Here is a 19,282-nt window from a genome sequence, read left to right on the forward strand (position 1 = left end):
ATTGGCGGCAATTTATCGACTCATTCGCAGCGTGTTCTTATTTCTGTCATAACTCTCTAGTGCTTTTCGGCAAATAAATAGCGCGCTTAAGCGGCATACTAATGCCTGTTTGAATCAACTACAAGGAGGGACTACAACAAATGCAATCAACGCAAATGCAAGCGCTAAGTGGTAAAGAATTGGAATATATCGCTGACTCCATCTCCAATGAGGACTTGCTTCTTAAGCAATGTGCAGCAACGGCTGCGACAACACAGAATCAACAGGTTCGTCAAATTTGTATGCAGCATATGCAAAATCACACCAAGCACATGACTGAGCTCACTCAGTTAATCCAACAACATCAACAATACGCGCCAACAAGCCCACAATAATTGCAATATTAATTCTAAGGAGGTTATTTAATGAACGCGCAAAATACTGGAGCATTTATGCCGGATGAGGATTTACTAAACACCATTTTGTGTGATTTGAAGCGGACCGTACGCGAATATGCTACAGCTGCTACAGAATCAGCATGTCCAGCGGTTCGTAGGGTTTTTAATACTATGACCATGGACACACTGCAACTCCAAGGTGATTTATACACGCATATGTCTCAATTGAATATGTATCCTGCACCTGCAAAAGCATTGCGCCAAGATGTGGACAAGCAGCTTCAAACCGCACAGCAAATGCAACAGCAAACAGGGCAATTCGTTCAACAAAAAACAGGGCAATTTGGCGCATACGCTCAGAATGCTCATATTCCGGCTAACGGACAACATCAGCCTTCTCATTTAATGTAACCATGATGGTTGGCGAATGAAGCAAATCGCTTCATGTGTGTGGAGCTAACGCCCGTTTTTACTGGTTAAATCCGGTAGAACGGGCGTTTTTTCTATATTTGTGAGTATGCTCTATATAAACTCAGCCTTTCATGGGAGCTCCTATAGGGTTATTTTGTTTGCAGAGATGCACATTTCATGTCATATTAGTATTAAACTCTTTTCGCGGGGCGACGCATTAATAGCGTACCGTCATTAGCGAACTATCCGGAGGGAAGGCATGAAGGAAATGAACGAGCTTAAGAGGAAAGTGCTGGAACTGCTTAAGGAAGACGCGAGAAGATCTACTGCACTCTTGGCAACGCTGCTTGGCGCGGAGGAAGAAGATGTGAAGACTGCAATTGAGCAGTTGGAGAAAGATCATGTCATTGTAAAATATGCTGCCGTTGTAAACTGGGATAAAGTGGACGATGAGAAGGTAACCGCACTGATTGAGGTGCAGATTACGCCTGAACGAGGGCGTGGTTTTGAAGGAATTGCCGAGCGAATCTACCTGTATCCACAGGTCAAATCAGTTTATCTGATGTCTGGTGCTTATGATCTTCTGGTGGAAGTGGAAGGCCGGAATTTACGTGAAGTAGCCAATTTCGTATCTGAGAAGCTGTCTCCAATCGATTCAGTACTTTCAACCAAAACGAATTTTACCCTTAAAAAATACAAACAGGACGGGATCATCTTCGAAGAGCATGAAGAAGACAACCGTCTGATGATCTCTCCATAAAGGAAGTAATCATATGATCACGAATAAATCGCAGCTAACTGGAGAAGACAGCAAATCAATGGATTCTTATTTGGCCCCGTTGGTACAGCAAATTCAACCTTCGGGTATCCGCAAGTTTTTTGATCTGGCTGCAGGTAGCAAGGATATCATCTCTCTGGGAGTCGGAGAGCCTGACTTTAAGACCCCCTGGCATGTTAGAGAGGCTTGTGTCTATTCGCTGGAAAGAGGGTTTACAGGGTATACATCCAATGCAGGGATGCCTGAACTGCGGGAAGGGATCGCAAATTACTTACACAGCCGTTTTGCTGTGGAATATGATCCTGCCAATCAAATTATTGCAACCGTTGGCGGAAGTGAGGCCATCGACTTGGCGCTACGTGCGCTGATTTCACCGGGGGATGAAATTCTGATTCCGGAGCCTTGTTATATCTCTTACTCGCCGATTACCGCGATTGGTGGAGGGATACCTGTAGGTATTGAAACGGTTGGTGAGAATAACTTTAAACTTACTGCGGAAAGCCTGGAAGCCAAAATCACTCCGCGCTCCAAGGTTCTGATTTTGTGTTACCCAAGTAACCCTACGGGAAGTGTAATGACCCGAGAAGATTGGGAGCCGATTGCTAAGGTAGTAGAGAAACATGATCTTATAGTGATTTCAGATGAGATTTATGCAGAGTTGTCTTATGGCATTAATCACGTCAGCTTTGCCTCTTTACCAGGCATGATAGACCGTACGATTCTGGTTAGCGGCTTCTCCAAAGCTTTTGCAATGACCGGATGGCGGATGGGTTATGCTTGTGGTCACCCGGATCTTATCGCTGCAATGCTTAAGATTCACCAGTACACTGTCATGTGTGCTCCTTCTATGGGACAGGTGGCTGCACTTGAAGCGCTGACCAATGGTATGGAAGAGAAGGACCGGATGGTAGATTCCTATAATCAACGGCGGAGGTTGATCGTCAAAGGCCTACGCGATGCGGGGCTGGAGTGCCATGAGCCGCAGGGCGCCTTCTACGCTTTCCCAAGCGTGCGCAAGACAGGGCTGACTTCTGATCAATTTGCTCAGCGGCTTTTGCTTGAATACAAGGTTGCGGCTGTGCCTGGAAGTGTCTTTGGATTAGGTGGAGAAGGTTACTTGCGCTGTTCCTACGCCACATCAGTATCCCAACTGAACGAAGCAGTAGAACGCATTGGTGCTTTTGTCACAAAGCTTACACGTGAGAGAACGGATTAGTGAAAATTGAACTATAGCCGATCATACAATCCTATGGTATTATTTTACTTTGAGAGTAATTAGCCCCTATAATAGAACTTACAAGGATCCATTTACTCTGGAACTAAGCGTTGCTTTGAAGTTGCTTTATTTAACTTTCATGCTATTTTGCAGCACGCGCTCAATAATACTTTTGGGAGGGATGATTGTGCTTAGCGCCGATTATTACTTACCTTCCTATGGTGGGAAATGTTTCTCTGGAAATGGGAAAATACCCCCCAAGGGTGATGCTTCTGCTCGCATACTCTCTCTGGAAGATGAAATTAGAATACTCCGCAGCAAGATGGAGCAGCTTTTCCTGCAGGAAAAATCATTCACTTCGGATAATGTGATTGAAATTAGCAGTTTATTGGACCTCAAAATAAATGAGTACATGAAGGGGCGTCCGGCTGGAAAATAGTGCTGCTGAATGCTCTTGAGAGGACCCTAGGGTCCTCTTTTTGTTGTTCACTCTTACTAATGACGGTGTTATTGTGTATACTCTTAATTTGCTATCTTTATTGTCTTCCTTATAGCAGAAAGCTTAAACTATCAGTATGTGATTTCAAGAATGGATAGGAGGCTTAAACCATGGCGATTTATACACGTACGGGTGATGCAGGTCAGACTTCAGTGATTGGCGGCCGGGTCGGCAAGGATGATGTCCGCGTCGAGGCCTACGGAACGATCGATGAGCTGAATTGTTTTGTAGGGCAAGCACGAAGCCTGATGGAAAGTGATAATTTCGACGATGTCCGCGAGCAATTGCTCGAAATACAGCATGAGCTGTTTGATTGCGGCACGGATTTAGCATTTGTTAAACTTGCTGACGGTGGTCAATATATGGTGACAAGTGAGATGGCTCAGCGGCTGGAAGGCTGGATAGATTCTCTACAAGAGGAGAATCCACCACTTGAGAAATTTATCCTGCCAGGAGGTAGTCAGCTGGCTTCGGTTCTACATGTATGCCGCACGGTTTGCCGTCGTGCGGAACGCCGGGCAGTTACCTTAGGGCGAAATGCGGACATAAACCCAGAAGCGGTGATTTATCTCAATCGATTGTCGGATTATTTTTTCGCGTTGGCTAGAACGTCTAATACACGGTCAGGGATTACTGATGTAGAATACATCCGTAGTAAAAAGGTGTTTCGAGACTAATATGACAAGCTATTATTCACCCATTACTTATATCATACCGCCAGAAGAGGATGACTTCCTGCTGAAGACAATCCTGCACAAACGGATGGATGTCTCACGCAAGCTACTCTCCCGGCTGAAGCAGACGGAACAAGGCATTACATTAAACGGTGAACGTGTATACATTAGTGTGCATGTTAAGGCAGGAGATACCGTGCAGATCCGCATGGAAACGGAGACTTCGGATGATATTTTACCGCAGCCGATTCCATTCGAGATTCTATTTGAAGATGAACATCTGCTAGTGGTTAACAAGGCAGCGGGAATTATAGTTCATCCAACACATGGACATTACACCGACACGCTTGCCAATGGCGTGGTTTATTATTGGGCGCAGAAGAATGAACGCTTCCGTTTCCGGCCTGTTCACCGCCTGGATCAGGAAACCTCCGGTGTGTTAGTGATCGCCAAAAATCCATACAGCCATCAGCATATTTCCGAGCAGATGATCGCCGGTACTGTGGATAAGCGTTACGCTGCATTTGTTCATGGGATTCCTGCGGAGCTATCCGGTGATATCGACGGCCCTATCGACCGTGATCCTGAGGAGCCACATCGGCGTATCGTGACACCGGATGGATATCCTTCTCTAACCCGCTATGAGGTTAAGCAGGTGTATTCGGCCGGCTCCAGAGTTGAACTAAAGCTGGAGAGTGGACGTACGCATCAGATTCGGGTCCATATGACCTCTATCGGCTGTCCACTGATTGGAGACAGCATGTATCGTCATGAGCTGTACAATCTAGCAGAATTTACTTCAACGCAAAGCGAGCAGTTGGAGTCCGTTGCAGCACTCGATGCTTCCATACCGCGTCAGGCACTGCACGCAGTGCGTCTGACGTTCAAGCACCCGGTGCTTCTGCAAGAAATGATATTCGAAGCCCCGTTGCCACCTGACATGGCAGTCTTGGAGAAAATATTGGAGCAAGGTCTGACAGCGAATTTGTGATAAAATTATGATTCAGGCGATAGAGTGGCGAAGGGGAAGTTTGGAACTGTAGGAACGATAGCGACCGCCTTTGTCTGCGGATTTCAACCGTGTTTAACGGTAAAATTGAGGAAATCTGTAGACAACAGCGGCCGGAAGTCCAAACATTCCCCGTAGTTACGGTATTATTAGCCGATTATTAAAGGAGCACAGCATGAGCAAATTAAAAGTATATCAATATCCCAAATGCAGCACCTGCCGCAGCGCAGTTAAATGGTTGCAGGGACAAGGTCATGAGCTGGAGCTTCAGCACATCGCAGAGCAGCCACCTACGGTGGACGAGCTGCGTGAGCTGCTCGCGAACAGCGGCCTTGAGCTGAAGAAGTTTTTTAATACAAGCGGTGAAGTATACAAATCATTAGGTCTGAAGGACAAGCTGCCCCAGCTTACGGAACAGGAGAAGTTAGAGCTGCTCTCAAGCCACGGGATGCTGATCAAACGTCCGATTGTCACCGATGGAGTTAAAGTTACGGTGGGATTCAAAGAAGACCAATATGCCGATACTTGGACTAATGTTTAATATCAATACAACGATCAAGGGAGAGGTTTATAAGTGAGAACAGAAACAATGGGCCGGGTAATGCTTGTAGATGGAATGGCTCTGCTGTTCCGGGCCTTTTATGCGACCTCTTATGGAGGATATATTCGCAAGACAAAAGATGGATTGCCAACGAATGCGGTATATGGATTTTTGCAGTATTTTTTTGATGCAGTAAGTACGTTTGAGCCTTCTCACGTCGTATGCTGCTGGGATATGGGCAAAGGAACGTTCCGCACCGAGAAATATGATGGATACAAATCCAACCGGATCGAAGCTCCGCTGGAATTAATTCCGCAGTTTGACCTAGTAAAAGAAGTGGTGGCTGAGCTAGGTGTGCCAAACATTGGTCTTGCCGGCTATGAAGCAGATGATTGCATAGGTACGCTGGCATCCTGTTACAGCGATAATTCTGAGGTTTACATTCTGACGGGTGACCATGATATGCTGCAGCTTATTGATGAGAATGTTAAAGTCGTCATTATGAAAAAAGGACGCTCCAACTATAAAGTTTATGACCTTGCAGAATTGCTTGAGGATAAAGGTCTAACCCCTAGACAGGTTATTGACCTGAAGGGCTTTATGGGCGATACAAGTGATAATTACCCTGGTGTAAAAGGGATTGGTGAGAAAACCGCGCTGAAGCTGTTAACAGAGTACGGTACAGTTGAAGGTGTAATTGAGAATCTTCACTTGCTTCCTAAAGGTGTACGGTCCAAAATTGAAGCCGACCTAGATATGCTGCATCTATCAAGGGAGCTGGCTGAAATCCGTTGTGATGTGCCTGTGGTCTGTGAGCTGGCAGAAGCTTTATGGCAATTACAGCGGGAAACAGCCGCGCGTAAATTTCAAGAACTGGAATTCGGCAGCCTGATGCATTTGATCGCTGAGGTGCAGGACGAACGGGGAATTGTACAGATTGAGTTAGGTGATCTGGGTTAAGGAGAGTGGTTCTCTTCTGATGAAAATGTGAATAAACATAATGGCAGGTCAAGGTTACTATCCTTGACCTGCTTTTTTTTGTTGTCGAATTCATGTGGAAATTTATCAATATATGTCTTTTTTTTACTGAATTACAAATTAAGGTTTCTAATCATGGATATTGGTTTAATGAAATTTCAAAGGAAATACATAGGGATTATTTTCCATAGTAGGTGATGATGAGATGAAGATACTTTTGGTCACGCACAAGTTTCAGAAGATAGTAGGTAATTATTGCAGTCGGACCATGGACGTAGTGAACGAGTCTGAATTAGTCCTTGGAGGTGTTTTGGAGTTTTTGCAAAACATCAATCCTTCTATAGATAGCATATTAATAACAGATGATGCATTATCTCTGAGGATGGAACAGAACAGGAGTGATTTAAATAACCTAATCAATTGGCTCGTAGCTAATCAAAAGTCAAATGTAAAGATTTTAATCCTCACCAGGTACATAAGGAAAGATACAGAATGGGAGAATCTCAGCTATAGATATCCGAATCTCCAAATTAAGAATTACGAATACATACGCATTACACCAGTACTATTTCAGGAAGCTCTTGAGCGTTTATCCGATACCAAACCTCAATTGAAACAACATTCCAGACCTCACGACGATAAGAGTAATCACCAAAAGAGTACAGACAGAAAAGGGTCGTTTCTGGATCGCTTTAAACCGAAACCGAAAGCCCCAACTGAATTACAGGCTACGGATACCCTTACTAGGGAGCTTGATAAGATTAGCCGAGGGATTAGTCGTATTGTAGCGATAACCGGGCATAGTGGATGCGGAATTACCAGCACAACTATCAATGTTGCAAGTGAAGCGAGTAAACGGGGGCTGAATGTATTAATCGTGGATATGGATATCGAATATCGAAGTACGAATATGTATTTTAGCAGCTTTCATGAACGAACCAAGCGGGATGAAGATATAAATGCATCTCTCATCCGAACGTTAGCAAGACCTCAGGATTATTTGACTACGGCTTTTCATTTGAAAGAAAACCTATGGCTGGCTGGACTGGGTTACAGCTTTTCCGATCCCAAGTTAATCCAGCAATTTTACACCAGCTCTAAACTTGTCGGTCTGTTGTCCTTACTCCGAAACAAATTTAATTTGATCCTATTGGATCTACCACTGAACGTATTAGACAGATTTCGAGAAGCATTAATCCATATCGACAGCTTTGGCCTCTGTATTCCCAATAATCTATATGCTGTTTTAAGCACTCTGAGGAATGTGGAAGAGACACTGAATAAGGAAAATACGGCCTATTTGAATGCTAAATCAAAAGTAATTGTCACCAAATATAATGACCGTTCCAGATTTCAAGGTGAAATTTTCGTACCAGACAAGGTAAGTGCAGTTGCTACATCCGGTCTTTTAGAAAGCTTTACATACGGAATGAAAGTGGCAGGTCATATCTCTTATGACACGGACTTTGATACTCAGATTGAAACCGATGTGCCGCTTGTATATTCAAACAAAGACCATGAGCGGGCATATGGAAATATACTTCTTAGATTACTGGAGGGGAGTAGTTAATGGATTTAAGTGGGCTTAAAAACGCGACACCCAATAAGCAAATGTTCAAGCGGGTTGCAGCATTGCTCTTTAGTCTATTGATCATCGTGGTTTCTTATATGTTCATTACGAAAGCCAGCAAAGATGCCAGCGATGTGGTAGAGGTGTTGCGGGTCAAGCAGAGTGATGGTATTCCGGCTTACGTAGTCATTACGGAGCCTATGATTGAGAAATACAATATTATCAAAAAAGAATACACCGAGGACATGGTGTTGTCTGAAGATATAGATTCGGTGAAGGATAAACTGTCCGCATATTATCTTCGAGAAAACAGCGTGCTCTACAAAGATCAGTTGCTGGATGAAAAACCGCAAAAAAATGAATGGCTGTATCAAGTGAATGAGGAAAATGAGGTCTTGACGCTTCCTTATAATTTTCTGGAGGTTGGTGGAGATATTCTAATGCCAGGAGACCGTGTTCGTATCCGTGTGTCCTATGAGGTAGAGGAGAAGGATGCCCCGGGTGGCAATCCAAACGCTATTTATTCCGAGTCCACGAATACGATCAAAAAAACTGAAGTATTGTTTGAAAGCATTGTTGTGAAGGATATGCTCAACGCAAGTAGTCATTCCATCTACGAAGTATATAAAGAGGTGCAGAAACTGGATGAGGATAAGAAACAAAATGTTATGAAGAGTAAGGATTTCTTAAAGAACATTCAACCTAAAGCATTACTCCTCGAGGGGACGAGTGCACAAATTAACAATTATGCCAAATACAAAGGACTTAATGGAAATTCATTTCTGATTACCATACTGAGCAGAAAAAGTAGTGATGTCATCATTGACCAACTGCCCACTTTGGAGAAAGAGGTGGAATCGTGGATCGGAAAAGAGGATTAGGAATCGACAGCATTTTTCAGAAAATATCATCTAAGGATCTCGTCGGTGCCGAACTTCAAGAGAATAATCTGATTTATAGTGTAGTAGGTTTTATACCTGCTTGTGATGGTGTAGATAATGCCATGCTCATAAGCAACTTAGGATATTTATTATCTCAAAAGGGTCTAAATACTTGTGTGGTTGACCTTAAGGTGTTTTATCCGAACTTATATCAATTTCTAGATGTCCCTGCACATAAGAAGGGGCAAGGATTAATTAAGGTGTTAAAAAGCGACAAGGTAGATTTCCGAGATGAATTGCAGCGGACCAAATACGAGAAGCTGTTCCTGTTATCAGCTAGTCCACAGGATCTAATGGAGGAGTATTTTGATTTTGAGTTTGGAAATTTAGAGCGTGTAATTACTACACTTAAGCAGATGTTTGATATTGTGCTGATCGACATTCCCAACAACCCTCCATTGGAATTTTGTCTGGGTGCCATGAAGTATTGTCACATAGGATTCTTTACGGCAACAGAGAGGATGGAAGCTACCATAAATATGGTGAAGCTGCTGGATTATGCTAAATCGGTGGGGATAAGTACGGCTAAGTTCACCAGTGTGGTGATGATGAATATTCAGCATATTGAATTTGATTATAAGGTTATGAAGGACATGGGTTTTAACATAGTTTCTGTACTGCCACTTGTGAAGGATGCCGTAGTTCGTGCACATGAGGGCAGGCTGTACATAAAAGATAACCCCCTAATTAATAAATATTTTAAAAAAGAGATCCAAAAGCTGGCCGATCGGTTGGCGGATCAGTAAAGGGGAGAGCGACTTGCTGACACGTGCGAAAATTAGCGATATGCAGCAAAAAGTACTGCATCAGGTAGGGCCGAAGGAGAACATGGAGGATCTGGCTAGTAAATATACGACCATAAGCTTTGATGAGGCTTTGGAGTTATGCCAAAAATATATTACGAAAATAACGACACATGCCTATAGGCGAGAAAACGACCCTGCTCGAAAACGCGAAATGACTAAGGCATACATAAATGAATTTGTAGACGCGCAGAAACCTTCTGTCGAGGGATTTTATGATCTAGCAGAGTTGAAAAACGCACTCACCAATGAAATCACTCACTATGGTCCCATTACCAAGGCTATGGAGGACCCTAGTATAGATGAAATCAGAGCCAACGGGCCTGATCAAATCTTTGTGGAAAGCGGCGGAAGAAGCCTGCAGTGGGATCAAAATTTTACAGATCGTGATCATATGGAACGGATTATCGCCAAGCTTATAGGTATCTCCAAGGTTCGGCTGATTCCAAAGATACCCATGGTAAATGCCAGAACGATTGAGGGATATCGTGTGAATGCCACTCATGCTGAGATCTCACCGTATGACCAACCGGCGTTTGTGATCCGAAAGTTCAGCAAGAAGAGTATTGTTCCGAAAATGCTCATTGAGAATAAATCCTTCTCCTCAAACATGTATAAATTATTGTCTTTGATCCCGAAATCAGACTTATCCTGGATTACAGTGGGACCGACAGGAAGCGGAAAGACAACGCTAAATGAAATTCTTGTGAAGGAGATCAATCCTCTATCAAGGATCATTACCATTGAAAATCCTTCAGAGATGAGATTGATTCAAAGAGAAGATAACAGCGAACACGGTAGAGTGCTGAATGATGTGTTGCAATACGAGTCGGTCCCTGATGATGATGACTCAAGCCCAGCGACTATGGAAAATTTGCTTATTAATGCGATGAGACAATCACCTCACTGGATTGGACCAGGGGAGCTTCGAACACCCGGTGAATTCGCCACAGCGCTTCGAGCAGCACAGACGGGACACTATTTCTTTTCCACACTTCATGCAGAGGGGGATAAGGAAGCGATCTTTAGATTTCTAACGGCCTATCTAATGGCCTCTAATGAGCCAGCGGAACTTGCTCTACGAAATATCTGCAGTGCTGTGAAATTTGTAATCTTTCAAGAGAAACTGGCAGATGGTACTCGTAAAGTGACTTCAATTTCAGAGATTTTGGGCTCAGATGGCTTGAATCCACTGATTAATCAAATCTATAGATTTGATTGTGATGATGTGATTGAAGAGATGATTGAAGGCAAGAAGATGATCAAAATTGTTGGCAGACATTTACGTGTAGGAAAGATCTCGGAGAATGTACAGCAGCTAATGCTCAAGGCCGGAATTAAGAAAAGCAGGTTTGAGTTCTTTACCAAGGATCCGTTGGAGGGCGAAACAGAGGTGTACGAATTCGATGAATACAACTTTAATCATTAGTCTACTTCTTGGTATGGCTGCATTTGTACTATTTAACGCCATCTTTGAGGTCAAGTTTTTTCAGGGTTCTGTAAGATATGTTCTCGACGTTATGGATACCCTCGCAGAGTACCTAGGCAAGTATAACACGAAGCGTTATGTTGACCGGATCAAGAAGGAGCGAATCGTCAGGCAGAAGGAAAATATTTATGCGAAATACAATCGAATGGTAGAGGGTTTGATTTTAGACTTTAATATGCCGTTTACGCTGGAGAGCTTTACCTCAATGCTGTGCATTTGCTTTGCGATTATAGCTCTGCTAGTGGTTCTGCTTATGAAAAGCGTTACGCTTTCGCTTGTGATTACGATTTCAATTTTTGTAGGATTGTTTACTTTTTTCGTGATGCAGTCTAGAGCCATCCAAGCAGAACGGCTTGAAAATATAATGGATGCCGAAGATGTGATTTGTCCGTTAGCCCGTGAAGGTGTACTAGTAGCCATTAAAAAGGTGATGGAGAGCGATGAATATATCAGTCCTAATCTTAGGCCATATTTTCAGCAATTTATAGATAATTGCGACAACAACGGCTATTCCTTTAAGCAAGCTATTACGCTATTAAATAGACAGCTTGGTCCCAAATTTGATAATTTCACAAAAAAAGCAGTGGTCTTCGAATATAACGAAAGAAAAGGTATGGCAGACATTTTCCTCGATATTGTAGATGAAAATGCCGTGCTGCGCGAGATTAACTCTAAAAAGGAACGGATTTTTAGAAAGATGAATCGAGATTTTATGTTTAAAACCGGAATCATTGTGCTTTTTTTCTTGTACGCATTAACTGTAAAGGATTTTAGAGAATTTATGCTTGAAAGCAATGTTGGGAAATTGATCAACACGATATTGATTAGTGTCATTTGTTTAAGCTTTGCACGCAGTCAGGTACTCCAAGGGAACGTCGGCATGGGTGGTGAGCGCAAATGATATTCCTAGTTAAGCTGATAGCCATGCTCTCCATCCTTTATTTGATCAAGATATTGTTATACCCCTTCTTCAAGCCTGTGAGCAGAAAACAGAAAAAACGTGCACGTCAATATATCAAGCAGCGTAAAAATGCGGCGCTAAAAGAGAAGTTCAACCAATATAAACGAAGAATTGCAATGAAATATGTTAAAGGGTTATTGGGAAGTGCTGAAAGATTAAGATTCAAGAAAATCATTGACCGACTTGATCTACAAAAGACTCCAGAGGAAATACGGACCGAGCAATTCATGTACACGCTAAGTGCTATTGTGATTATGTTGTTGCTATGGAAGGTGAACATCCTGCTTGGCTGTATCTCTGCCATCTTCATCATGCTGGGCTGGCTCTATCCGGTGGTCGAGTTGGAGAAGATTATCGATAAGAAGAACAAAAATATATCCCTGGATTTCCCAGCCTTTTATAGTATGGTCTATTACCAGTATATAAAGTCGGTTAACATTCATTTCTCAGATGTGCTTAAGGACTACATTCCTAGTGCAAATCCTGATATAGCCGAGGAGCTCGGTGTGATGCTGGACAATATTGATTACGGAGAAGAATTCGCTTTTAAGCAGCTGAAGAAACGGATTCCGATGCATTACGTGATCAAGTTCTGCGACATTATGGAGACGAGGCTTAAAGGATACGATAATGTGTCTCAGATGGCATATCTCAAGAATGAATTAGATGGCTTCAGAATCAGGGCTTTGGAAGAAGAGCTGGAGAGTAGGCAGCGCAGCAGCGCAAGGATCCAGTTTCTACTTATTATAGTGTTGGCTATTTATATCGTTATGTACTATTTGTTTACCATTCTGAGTTCAATGAAGATGTTTCAATAAGCCAAATTTATTTATAGGGGGATAAACGAATGAAGACAGATCTTAAGGAATTGCTAGTGGAGGAAAAAGGAGAAGTAGGGATCAAGCAAATTGCCATCACGGTTGGCGTTATTATTTTAATTGGAGTGGTAGTGACCTATCTAAAGGGTGGAGTACTGACAGGATGGGTCGATGATGTTTGGGAATTCTTATTCGATGATTTGATTGGAAAGATGGTTAGCTAATTTGGGGTGAAAACACAATGCAAGGGATAGCAAAGGCAGTATTACTTACCATTCTGACCTCGGTTACGATTTTGCTGTTTGTAAATTTGGCTTTCTTTTTCCCATGGTATTTAACGCTGGTCACAGAGACGTATAGTGTTTCGCAGATTGTAGCTGGTGATAACTACTTGAAGGAATCGTATTATGAGGATGTTATGGAGAGATTACAGGAGCGCCCTATTTACCGAGATAAAGCCGATGATATTGTCATTACGGTCACTAATGCAGATCATGATAATGCGATTGGAAATGATGATGAAACCTCATATTACGATGAAGGGAACGAATGGAATAAACCTTATCGGCAAAGAGGCGAACCGCTTACGGTTGAGATTAAAGCTGTATATCCTTTCTCTATCACTTTATGGGGAAAGAAGCTGGAGCGTGAAATTCCGGTCCACTTCTCCATGTCAACGACAGGCCTGAAACATTATAAGGATCTGGACTACTATATAGATTGATAGGATGACTTTGTGTGAAAAATATTGCAGTAGGAGTATTGTTGATTATTCTAGTGTCAATTGTTGTGGAGCCTTTGGTGGAGATGGGCATTGTATTTAGAGAGAAGGTAGTGCTGAGCACTGCGATCTCTAATGCTTGCCGGGCAGCCAAGGATCGGAGTTTAGAGTATGAACTGCTACGTGGACTGGATGCGGTGATTAACGAGGAGAGGTTCAAAGAATACTTTTCAGATGCGTTCGAAAGTGCTCTAAATGTATCGGAACAGACCGATAATGGCAACGTGCTTACATTTACCTCCAATGATGATAGATACAATGATTTTACGGTAAATTTAGATTTTTCTAACATAGAGAACACCCAAACCAGCCAATGGGTATCAGAAGTTAATGTGAAAGCACAGGCAACATACAAATTTAAAACCAGATACTTAAAGCTCGCTGAAGAAGCAGACAAAGAAGTAGATTATCAGTTAATTAGCGAGAGGAAATATATTCTCTCCGTTAAGAATTGATGAAAGGAATAATCAGAATGGACTATATCATGGTTACTTTTCAAACGGATACAGGTCTAAGAATGGACCTAAAAGTCCCGGTGTTTGTGACTATAGAAGAACTGTTAGACATGTTAACGGAGTCCTTGAGCTTAAAGGAGAGAAGCGGGGCTAAGCTTCAGGCTGAGCCATTAGGCAGAATATTAAGTAATAGTAAAACCTTGGATCAAGAAGGTGTAGCCCAAGGCGCACTGCTCACACTTATCTGAGAAGGGGCAATGAAATGAATGGCAACCTGCAAAGTGGCGGATTAATCCTAAAGGCTGATGAATCTCTTTTTATTACGGATATTAAAAACTATTCAGGAACCTATTCTTTGGACAGAGCGAATGATCAAGCTGTGCCTATTCATTATGAGGGTTTGTTCTGGTTCATGAATGAGGCTGGCAATTTCCTTTATTACAGTGATCAGTTAAAGGGAAATGTGCTCTGTAAGCTTGATATTGTAAAGCAACATTCAGAAGTATTGTTAGACAAACCTTGTTATCAGCTTCAGCGACATGAAGATTGGATCTACTATATTCACGAGGAGGACCATCGATTATATCGCTGTTCTACTAGTGGTAAACGTGATATGAGGCTGATTGATGAGCATGTGGAGAGTTTTCTCTTGTACGAAGGACAAATCTACTATGCTACACCAAATGGGATTAAGAGGAGCACAGAATCCGGTGAGGCAAGTGAAAAGATTAGTGAATTGGTTACAAGTTTACTGATTCGGATAGGAAATAAGCTGTGTTTTTCAGATGCCGAGAATGGACATCGCTTGACGCTACTTGATGTGGAGCGTCATACGGTAACTATGGTAGACAATATAGTTGCCCTTAGTATAAGCACGGATGACAAATATATTTATTGTGCTAACCGATTAAATGACAACAGTATATATCGCGTAGATCCATTGCATGGAGGGAGTATTCGAATATCTGGGGAAAGCGCGGACTATTTACATGTTCTGGACAATGATCTTTATTTTTGCAGTGGTCGTGAATGGCATCGAATCTCTCTATTTGGTGGAGAGGCGGAGACAATAACCTTTATAGGAAGGTAGATATAATGAGCTATGAATTCAGTCGTCAGCCCCGTTTTCTACCGGATATGCCCCGGGGAGAAATTGATGTTCCTAATCCACCTATGATTAACGAGAAACCAGAGATCTCTTGGTTCGGAATATTGCTTCCACCTATCGTAATGTTGATTATTACCGTATTAATCGCAATGACTTCACAGTCCATCTATTTACTGATCTCAGTTGCGACCACAGTAATGACACTGATTGGCTCATTGACAGGAGCAACTTCTCAGATTCGGAAATATAAGCTAAAGAAGAAGGAACGGGAAGAAAAATATCTTCAATTTATAACCGATGTCCGCAGCGAATTGTCGATAGCTCGCGAACAACAGGTGAAAGCCATGAATGAAATGAGCCCGGATCCTGCGGAATGTGTGCAACGAATCTCGCGCAGGGATAACAAGCTATGGGAAAAAACGCCTTCACATAATGATTTTCTGGCTCTGCGGATCGGGGTGGGAAGTGTACCCCTGGAACTGCACATCAAATACACCAAACAGGCGATCATCCTTGAAACGGACCCGCTGCTGATGGAGCCGCAGAGATTGGCCATGGAATTTGAGAAGGTCCCGAACGTTCCTATAACGGTTAATCTGTTGACTACCGAAATATGCGGGATTGCCGGTGAAAGCGATAAAACAGCTGTGCTAATAAAGCTGATGCTGCTACAGCTTGTGACTCATCATGGTTATGACGATGTCAGGGTTATTGTTCTTGCCGCAGAGGATGAATTGGAGAAATGGGATTGGCTGAAATTTGTACCCCACCTATGGGATGACGGTTTTAATATCAGATTTCTTTTATGTGGTAAAGTCATTGCCCATCAGACCTTGTCCGAGATTTATGGCTCTTTGAAGGAGCGGGAGATGAGGTCTTTGAGCGGTGGTGTATTGCCCCATTATCTCTTTATTGTAGAGGACGCTTCCTTGCTTGAGAATGAGCTAATCAGTAAATATTTGTACAACGGCAGTGTAAAGCTTGGAGTATCAACCCTTTTTATCGCCAAGAATTCCGCTTATTTGCCCATGAACTGTAAAACGGTTATTCATTTAAACGGAAAAAGCGGTGAAATGGCCAATCGATTAACCGGGGAGAAGATCGTATTTACTCCGGATCAGGCAGATATAAAAGATTTAGATCTAGTCGCCAGAAAGCTCGCACCGCTACGAATCAAAAATTCAAGTGCTAATTTCTCACTTCCATCCTCCATCACACTGATGGAAATGCTACAGAACGAAAAGGTATCTGAAGTAAATGTAATGTTGAACTGGACCCGCAACAAAACCTATATGGGCATGAGTGTACCTATAGGGGTGAGGGCTGGTGGAGAAGCTTTATATTTAGATATGCATGAGACGGGGTTCGGGCCCCATGGTCTTGTAGCCGGGACAACAGGTTCTGGCAAAAGTGAATTATTACAAAGTATCATCGTATCCCAAGCCATTCATTACCATCCGCATGATATTGCTTTTGTTCTTATTGATTATAAAGGGGGCGGCATGGCAGATGTATTCAAGGGAATGCCCCATCTGGTCGGTACCATTACGAATTTGGATGGGAATCAAACGACGAGAGCACTGCTATCTATCAAAAGTGAGCTCATGCGGCGGCAACGTGTCTTCTCGGAATATGGCGTGAACAATATTGATAAATACCAGAAATTATTTTATAGCAAAAATGTAAAAGGTGACATGCCAGCCATTCCCCATCTGATTATGATTGCGGATGAGTTCGCGGAGCTTAAGCAGGATCAACCGGATTTCATGAAAGAGCTTGTAAGTACGGCCCGGGTAGGTCGAAGCCTTGGCGTCCATTTGATCCTTGCCACCCAGAAGCCTGCCGGCGTAGTGGATGACCAGATATGGAGTAACTCGAAATTTAAAATATGTCTTAAAGTGCAGGATGAGGCTGACAGTCGGGATGTTATTAAACGTCCTGATGCGGCCATGATTAAGGAACCGGGAAGGGCGTATATACAGGTCGGAAATGATGAGATCTTTGAGTTGTTCCAATCTGCGTATTCTGGTGCTGATTATGATCCGAAAGGCGAACTGCAGAAACAGGAGAACAAGACCAAACGAATCTATAAGGTAGCTCTGAATGGTAGAAGCGAGCAGATCTTTCCGCTTGAGGAAGAGAAATTCTCCCAAAATGAGTCTGCTTCCCAACTGCATGCCATGGTTGAATACATTACAGAAACTGCCAAGCAATATGGGATTTCTCCAATGAAAGGGCCTTGGCTACCGCCACTGCCTGAAGTAGTCTACCTCGATTTATTGCTGCCGAATAGCTTAGCAGATGGTAGATGGCCGCAGCAGCAGAAACTGCTCAGTGTGCCAGTGGGGATCATGGATGATCCAAGAGGACAGAGACAGGAAGCGCTGGAGATAGATTTTGCATCTGAGGGGAATCTGTTTATCTATGGAACGCCGGGTACAGGTAAAACCGTGTTCCTCAAAACGTTATGTTTATCGCTGGCTCTAATGTATCCGCCGGATGACGTCAATATCTATATTATGGATTTTGGCGGAAGCTCACTCAAAGCTATGGAGAAACTCCCTCATGTCGGTGGGGTAATGACACTGGAGCAAGAAGATAAAATTGACCAATTTATGCGCTTTATGTTCAGGGTTATGGAGGATCGAAGAACGCTGTTTCAAAATAATGAAAGTGAAGGGTTCAATGATTACCGTAGAAGTGGACGAAAACTGCCCGCATTTATAGTCATAGTTGACAACTACTTTGCTTTATCGGAGACCTACGAAGATTTTGACGCTCAAATGGTGCTGCTGGCTCGTGAAGGTTTTAAATACGGTATTTATATGGTCGCTACAGCAACCAATAGTGCTTTGGTCAGATATAAATTTTCGGTTAACTTCAAAATGGCGATCAGCTTCCAGATGACTGAGAAGAGTGAATATGATGGTATTGTAGGACGAACGGAAGGCTTGGAACCCGCAAAGGTTGCAGGCAGAGGATTGGTAAGAGGCAAGCCGCCTTTGGAATTTCAGACTTCGCTTCCTGAATATCAACATACCGCTACCGAGCTCATCTTGAAGAGAATGGAGGCTTTGAATCTAACTGGAGCCGCACCAATTCCGGTGATGCCTTCTACGATTGATCTGCGGCAGCTCAATAATAATTCAGAGCAACTGGCAATAGGCTTGGGCAACAATGATTTACAGCCTGTGTTTATAGACCTTGTTGCAACACCAGTGCTGATGATAGCTGGAGAGGCTATGTCAGGAAAGAGCACTTTACTTGTATCGTGGATGAAGCTGCTGAGCGAAAAGCAGGGTCTAGAGGTATATGCGCTGGATTCATCTGCTATGGGCATTTATGAACTGATACAACAGTCTTACGTAACGGATTTATCGAACGTGGATGATTTGGACAATTTCATTGATGGGATCAAAGAACAATTGGAAACTAGACGCAGTGAGCTTCTCTCATGCAGAATGTCCGGTGGTGACGTTGGCGCTCTGATGAAACAGTGGAAGCAGATAATCTTCGTTATTGATCGTCTAAGTGAATTTACGAGCGGAGACAAGTATATGCTGCATGAGCTGATTGAACGAATTGTGAAGCAAGAACGCGGCATGAAGGTAGCTGTTCTAGCGGCAGATAACACAAATGATCTTACCTCTAATTGGGATTCCTTGGGCAAGACTATCCGAGAAGAACAGACCGGGATCTTGCTAGGTAGAATGAAAGAACAAAATCTTTACAATGTGTCCTTACCTTACGGAAGCCAGGAGAAAGATGGGGAGCAAGGTGATGGCTATCTCATTGTAAAGAATAAATATACCGGATTAAGATGTGCCGTATGGAGTAAGGAGAATCGAGTTAATGCGGGAGTAGGAGTTTAGG

Annotated in this window: 21 protein-coding genes; all 21 read left to right on the forward strand. The window is 42.9% G+C overall.

All coding sequences use genetic code 11. From position 1 onward, the window contains the following. The first annotated feature begins 140 nt into the window (after positions 1 to 140). The 21 genes from NYE35_RS08430 to essC all read left to right on the forward strand — a co-directional run bounded on the left by NYE35_RS08430 (position 141) and on the right by essC (position 19,281). Positions 141 to 374 (forward strand): spore coat protein, encoded by a 234-nt coding sequence (locus NYE35_RS08430; RefSeq protein WP_036683535.1) that lies wholly within the window; start codon positions 141 to 143, stop codon positions 372 to 374. 30 nt (positions 375 to 404) lie between these two features. Continuing rightward, on the forward strand, positions 405 to 788 hold the full coding sequence (locus NYE35_RS08435) for a spore coat protein (RefSeq protein WP_076126401.1): 384 nt from the start codon (positions 405 to 407) through the stop codon (positions 786 to 788). Positions 789 to 1,047: 259 nt separating this feature from the next. After that, complete coding sequence (locus NYE35_RS08440; RefSeq protein ID WP_036683529.1) at positions 1,048 to 1,548, forward strand: Lrp/AsnC family transcriptional regulator; 501 nt, start codon at positions 1,048 to 1,050, stop codon at positions 1,546 to 1,548. A 13-nt stretch (positions 1,549 to 1,561) separates the two neighbouring features. Continuing rightward, a complete protein-coding gene (locus NYE35_RS08445; RefSeq protein ID WP_036683526.1) occupies positions 1,562 to 2,782 on the forward strand; it encodes an aminotransferase class I/II-fold pyridoxal phosphate-dependent enzyme in 1,221 nt (406 codons plus the stop codon). A 250-nt stretch (positions 2,783 to 3,032) separates the two neighbouring features. Next, positions 3,033 to 3,221 (forward strand): aspartyl-phosphate phosphatase Spo0E family protein, encoded by a 189-nt coding sequence (locus NYE35_RS08450; RefSeq protein WP_232061510.1) that lies wholly within the window; start codon positions 3,033 to 3,035, stop codon positions 3,219 to 3,221. 170 nt (positions 3,222 to 3,391) lie between these two features. Further along, positions 3,392 to 3,958 carry a cob(I)yrinic acid a,c-diamide adenosyltransferase gene (locus NYE35_RS08455; RefSeq protein WP_341120660.1) on the forward strand — a complete coding sequence of 189 codons (567 nt, stop codon included), beginning with the start codon at positions 3,392 to 3,394 and terminating at the stop codon, positions 3,956 to 3,958. 1 nt (position 3,959) lies between these two features. Continuing rightward, complete coding sequence (locus tag NYE35_RS08460) at positions 3,960 to 4,946, forward strand: RluA family pseudouridine synthase (RefSeq protein WP_341120662.1); 987 nt, start codon at positions 3,960 to 3,962, stop codon at positions 4,944 to 4,946. Between the two features lie 193 nt (positions 4,947 to 5,139). After that, positions 5,140 to 5,505 (forward strand): arsenate reductase family protein, encoded by a 366-nt coding sequence (locus tag NYE35_RS08465; protein ID WP_038569540.1) that lies wholly within the window; start codon positions 5,140 to 5,142, stop codon positions 5,503 to 5,505. 48 nt (positions 5,506 to 5,553) lie between these two features. Continuing rightward, positions 5,554 to 6,465, forward strand: coding sequence for a 5'-3' exonuclease (locus NYE35_RS08470; protein ID WP_076101643.1), 912 nt, complete (start codon positions 5,554 to 5,556; stop codon positions 6,463 to 6,465). A gap of 223 nt (positions 6,466 to 6,688) precedes the next feature. Then, entirely contained in the window at positions 6,689 to 8,053 is a 1,365-nt protein-coding gene (locus NYE35_RS08475; RefSeq protein ID WP_036684506.1) for a nucleotide-binding protein, read from the forward strand. After that, the gene (locus NYE35_RS08480; RefSeq protein ID WP_036684504.1) at positions 8,053 to 8,934 is read left to right on the forward strand and encodes a hypothetical protein; all 882 of its coding nucleotides are present in this window, start codon (positions 8,053 to 8,055) and stop codon (positions 8,932 to 8,934) included. Before NYE35_RS08475 ends, NYE35_RS08480 begins: the two co-directional genes overlap by 1 nt. Beyond that, positions 8,913 to 9,740, forward strand: coding sequence for a hypothetical protein (locus NYE35_RS08485; RefSeq protein ID WP_036684503.1), 828 nt, complete (start codon positions 8,913 to 8,915; stop codon positions 9,738 to 9,740). Before NYE35_RS08480 ends, NYE35_RS08485 begins: the two co-directional genes overlap by 22 nt. A gap of 13 nt (positions 9,741 to 9,753) precedes the next feature. Then, complete coding sequence (locus NYE35_RS08490) at positions 9,754 to 11,226, forward strand: ATPase, T2SS/T4P/T4SS family (protein ID WP_036684499.1); 1,473 nt, start codon at positions 9,754 to 9,756, stop codon at positions 11,224 to 11,226. Beyond that, on the forward strand, positions 11,204 to 12,187 hold the full coding sequence (locus NYE35_RS08495) for a hypothetical protein (RefSeq protein ID WP_036684498.1): 984 nt from the start codon (positions 11,204 to 11,206) through the stop codon (positions 12,185 to 12,187). The genes NYE35_RS08490 and NYE35_RS08495 overlap by 23 nt, the downstream gene beginning before the upstream one ends. Further along, positions 12,184 to 13,065: a hypothetical protein gene (locus tag NYE35_RS08500; RefSeq protein WP_036684496.1), complete on the forward strand. Its 882-nt coding sequence runs from the start codon at positions 12,184 to 12,186 to the stop codon at positions 13,063 to 13,065. The genes NYE35_RS08495 and NYE35_RS08500 overlap by 4 nt, the downstream gene beginning before the upstream one ends. A 29-nt stretch (positions 13,066 to 13,094) precedes the next feature. After that, positions 13,095 to 13,289 (forward strand): hypothetical protein, encoded by a 195-nt coding sequence (locus NYE35_RS08505; protein WP_036684494.1) that lies wholly within the window; start codon positions 13,095 to 13,097, stop codon positions 13,287 to 13,289. 17 nt (positions 13,290 to 13,306) lie between these two features. After that, positions 13,307 to 13,789, forward strand: coding sequence for a hypothetical protein (locus NYE35_RS08510; protein ID WP_036684493.1), 483 nt, complete (start codon positions 13,307 to 13,309; stop codon positions 13,787 to 13,789). A gap of 14 nt (positions 13,790 to 13,803) precedes the next feature. After that, positions 13,804 to 14,301: a hypothetical protein gene (locus NYE35_RS08515; RefSeq protein ID WP_036684491.1), complete on the forward strand. Its 498-nt coding sequence runs from the start codon at positions 13,804 to 13,806 to the stop codon at positions 14,299 to 14,301. A 17-nt stretch (positions 14,302 to 14,318) separates the two neighbouring features. Further along, complete coding sequence (locus NYE35_RS08520; RefSeq protein ID WP_162164278.1) at positions 14,319 to 14,549, forward strand: EsaB/YukD family protein; 231 nt, start codon at positions 14,319 to 14,321, stop codon at positions 14,547 to 14,549. A 14-nt stretch (positions 14,550 to 14,563) separates the two neighbouring features. After that, positions 14,564 to 15,391 (forward strand): DUF5050 domain-containing protein, encoded by an 828-nt coding sequence (locus tag NYE35_RS08525; RefSeq protein ID WP_036684488.1) that lies wholly within the window; start codon positions 14,564 to 14,566, stop codon positions 15,389 to 15,391. A gap of 5 nt (positions 15,392 to 15,396) precedes the next feature. Next, entirely contained in the window at positions 15,397 to 19,281 is a 3,885-nt protein-coding gene (essC, locus tag NYE35_RS08530) for a type VII secretion protein EssC (protein ID WP_341120669.1), read from the forward strand. The last annotated feature ends 1 nt before the right edge of the window (position 19,282 follow it).

Source organism: Paenibacillus sp. FSL L8-0494, from assembly GCF_038003695.1.
GTDB classification, from domain to species: Bacteria; Bacillota; Bacilli; order Paenibacillales; family Paenibacillaceae; genus Paenibacillus_AQ; species Paenibacillus_AQ odorifer.

Excerpts from the sequence above, each read along its gene's own strand:
- essC (WP_341120669.1), top strand. The coding sequence starts at position 15,397 with ATGAGCTATGAATTCAGTCGTCAGCCCCGTTTTCTACCGGATATGCCC.
- NYE35_RS08440 (WP_036683529.1), top strand. The coding sequence starts at position 1,048 with ATGAAGGAAATGAACGAGCTTAAGAGGAAAGTGCTGGAACTGCTTAAG.
- NYE35_RS08465 (WP_038569540.1), top strand. The coding sequence starts at position 5,140 with ATGAGCAAATTAAAAGTATATCAATATCCCAAATGCAGCACCTGCCGC.
- NYE35_RS08510 (WP_036684493.1), top strand. The coding sequence starts at position 13,307 with ATGCAAGGGATAGCAAAGGCAGTATTACTTACCATTCTGACCTCGGTT.
- NYE35_RS08495 (WP_036684498.1), top strand. The coding sequence starts at position 11,204 with ATGAATACAACTTTAATCATTAGTCTACTTCTTGGTATGGCTGCATTT.
- NYE35_RS08525 (WP_036684488.1), top strand. The coding sequence starts at position 14,564 with ATGAATGGCAACCTGCAAAGTGGCGGATTAATCCTAAAGGCTGATGAA.
- NYE35_RS08430 (WP_036683535.1), top strand. The coding sequence starts at position 141 with ATGCAATCAACGCAAATGCAAGCGCTAAGTGGTAAAGAATTGGAATAT.
- NYE35_RS08475 (WP_036684506.1), top strand. The coding sequence starts at position 6,689 with ATGAAGATACTTTTGGTCACGCACAAGTTTCAGAAGATAGTAGGTAAT.
- NYE35_RS08445 (WP_036683526.1), top strand. The coding sequence starts at position 1,562 with ATGATCACGAATAAATCGCAGCTAACTGGAGAAGACAGCAAATCAATG.
- NYE35_RS08520 (WP_162164278.1), top strand. The coding sequence starts at position 14,319 with ATGGACTATATCATGGTTACTTTTCAAACGGATACAGGTCTAAGAATG.
- NYE35_RS08470 (WP_076101643.1), top strand. The coding sequence starts at position 5,554 with ATGGGCCGGGTAATGCTTGTAGATGGAATGGCTCTGCTGTTCCGGGCC.
- NYE35_RS08455 (WP_341120660.1), top strand. The coding sequence starts at position 3,392 with ATGGCGATTTATACACGTACGGGTGATGCAGGTCAGACTTCAGTGATT.
- NYE35_RS08500 (WP_036684496.1), top strand. The coding sequence starts at position 12,184 with ATGATATTCCTAGTTAAGCTGATAGCCATGCTCTCCATCCTTTATTTG.
- NYE35_RS08460 (WP_341120662.1), top strand. The coding sequence starts at position 3,960 with ATGACAAGCTATTATTCACCCATTACTTATATCATACCGCCAGAAGAG.
- NYE35_RS08435 (WP_076126401.1), top strand. The coding sequence starts at position 405 with ATGAACGCGCAAAATACTGGAGCATTTATGCCGGATGAGGATTTACTA.
- NYE35_RS08505 (WP_036684494.1), top strand. The coding sequence starts at position 13,095 with ATGAAGACAGATCTTAAGGAATTGCTAGTGGAGGAAAAAGGAGAAGTA.
- NYE35_RS08480 (WP_036684504.1), top strand. The coding sequence starts at position 8,053 with ATGGATTTAAGTGGGCTTAAAAACGCGACACCCAATAAGCAAATGTTC.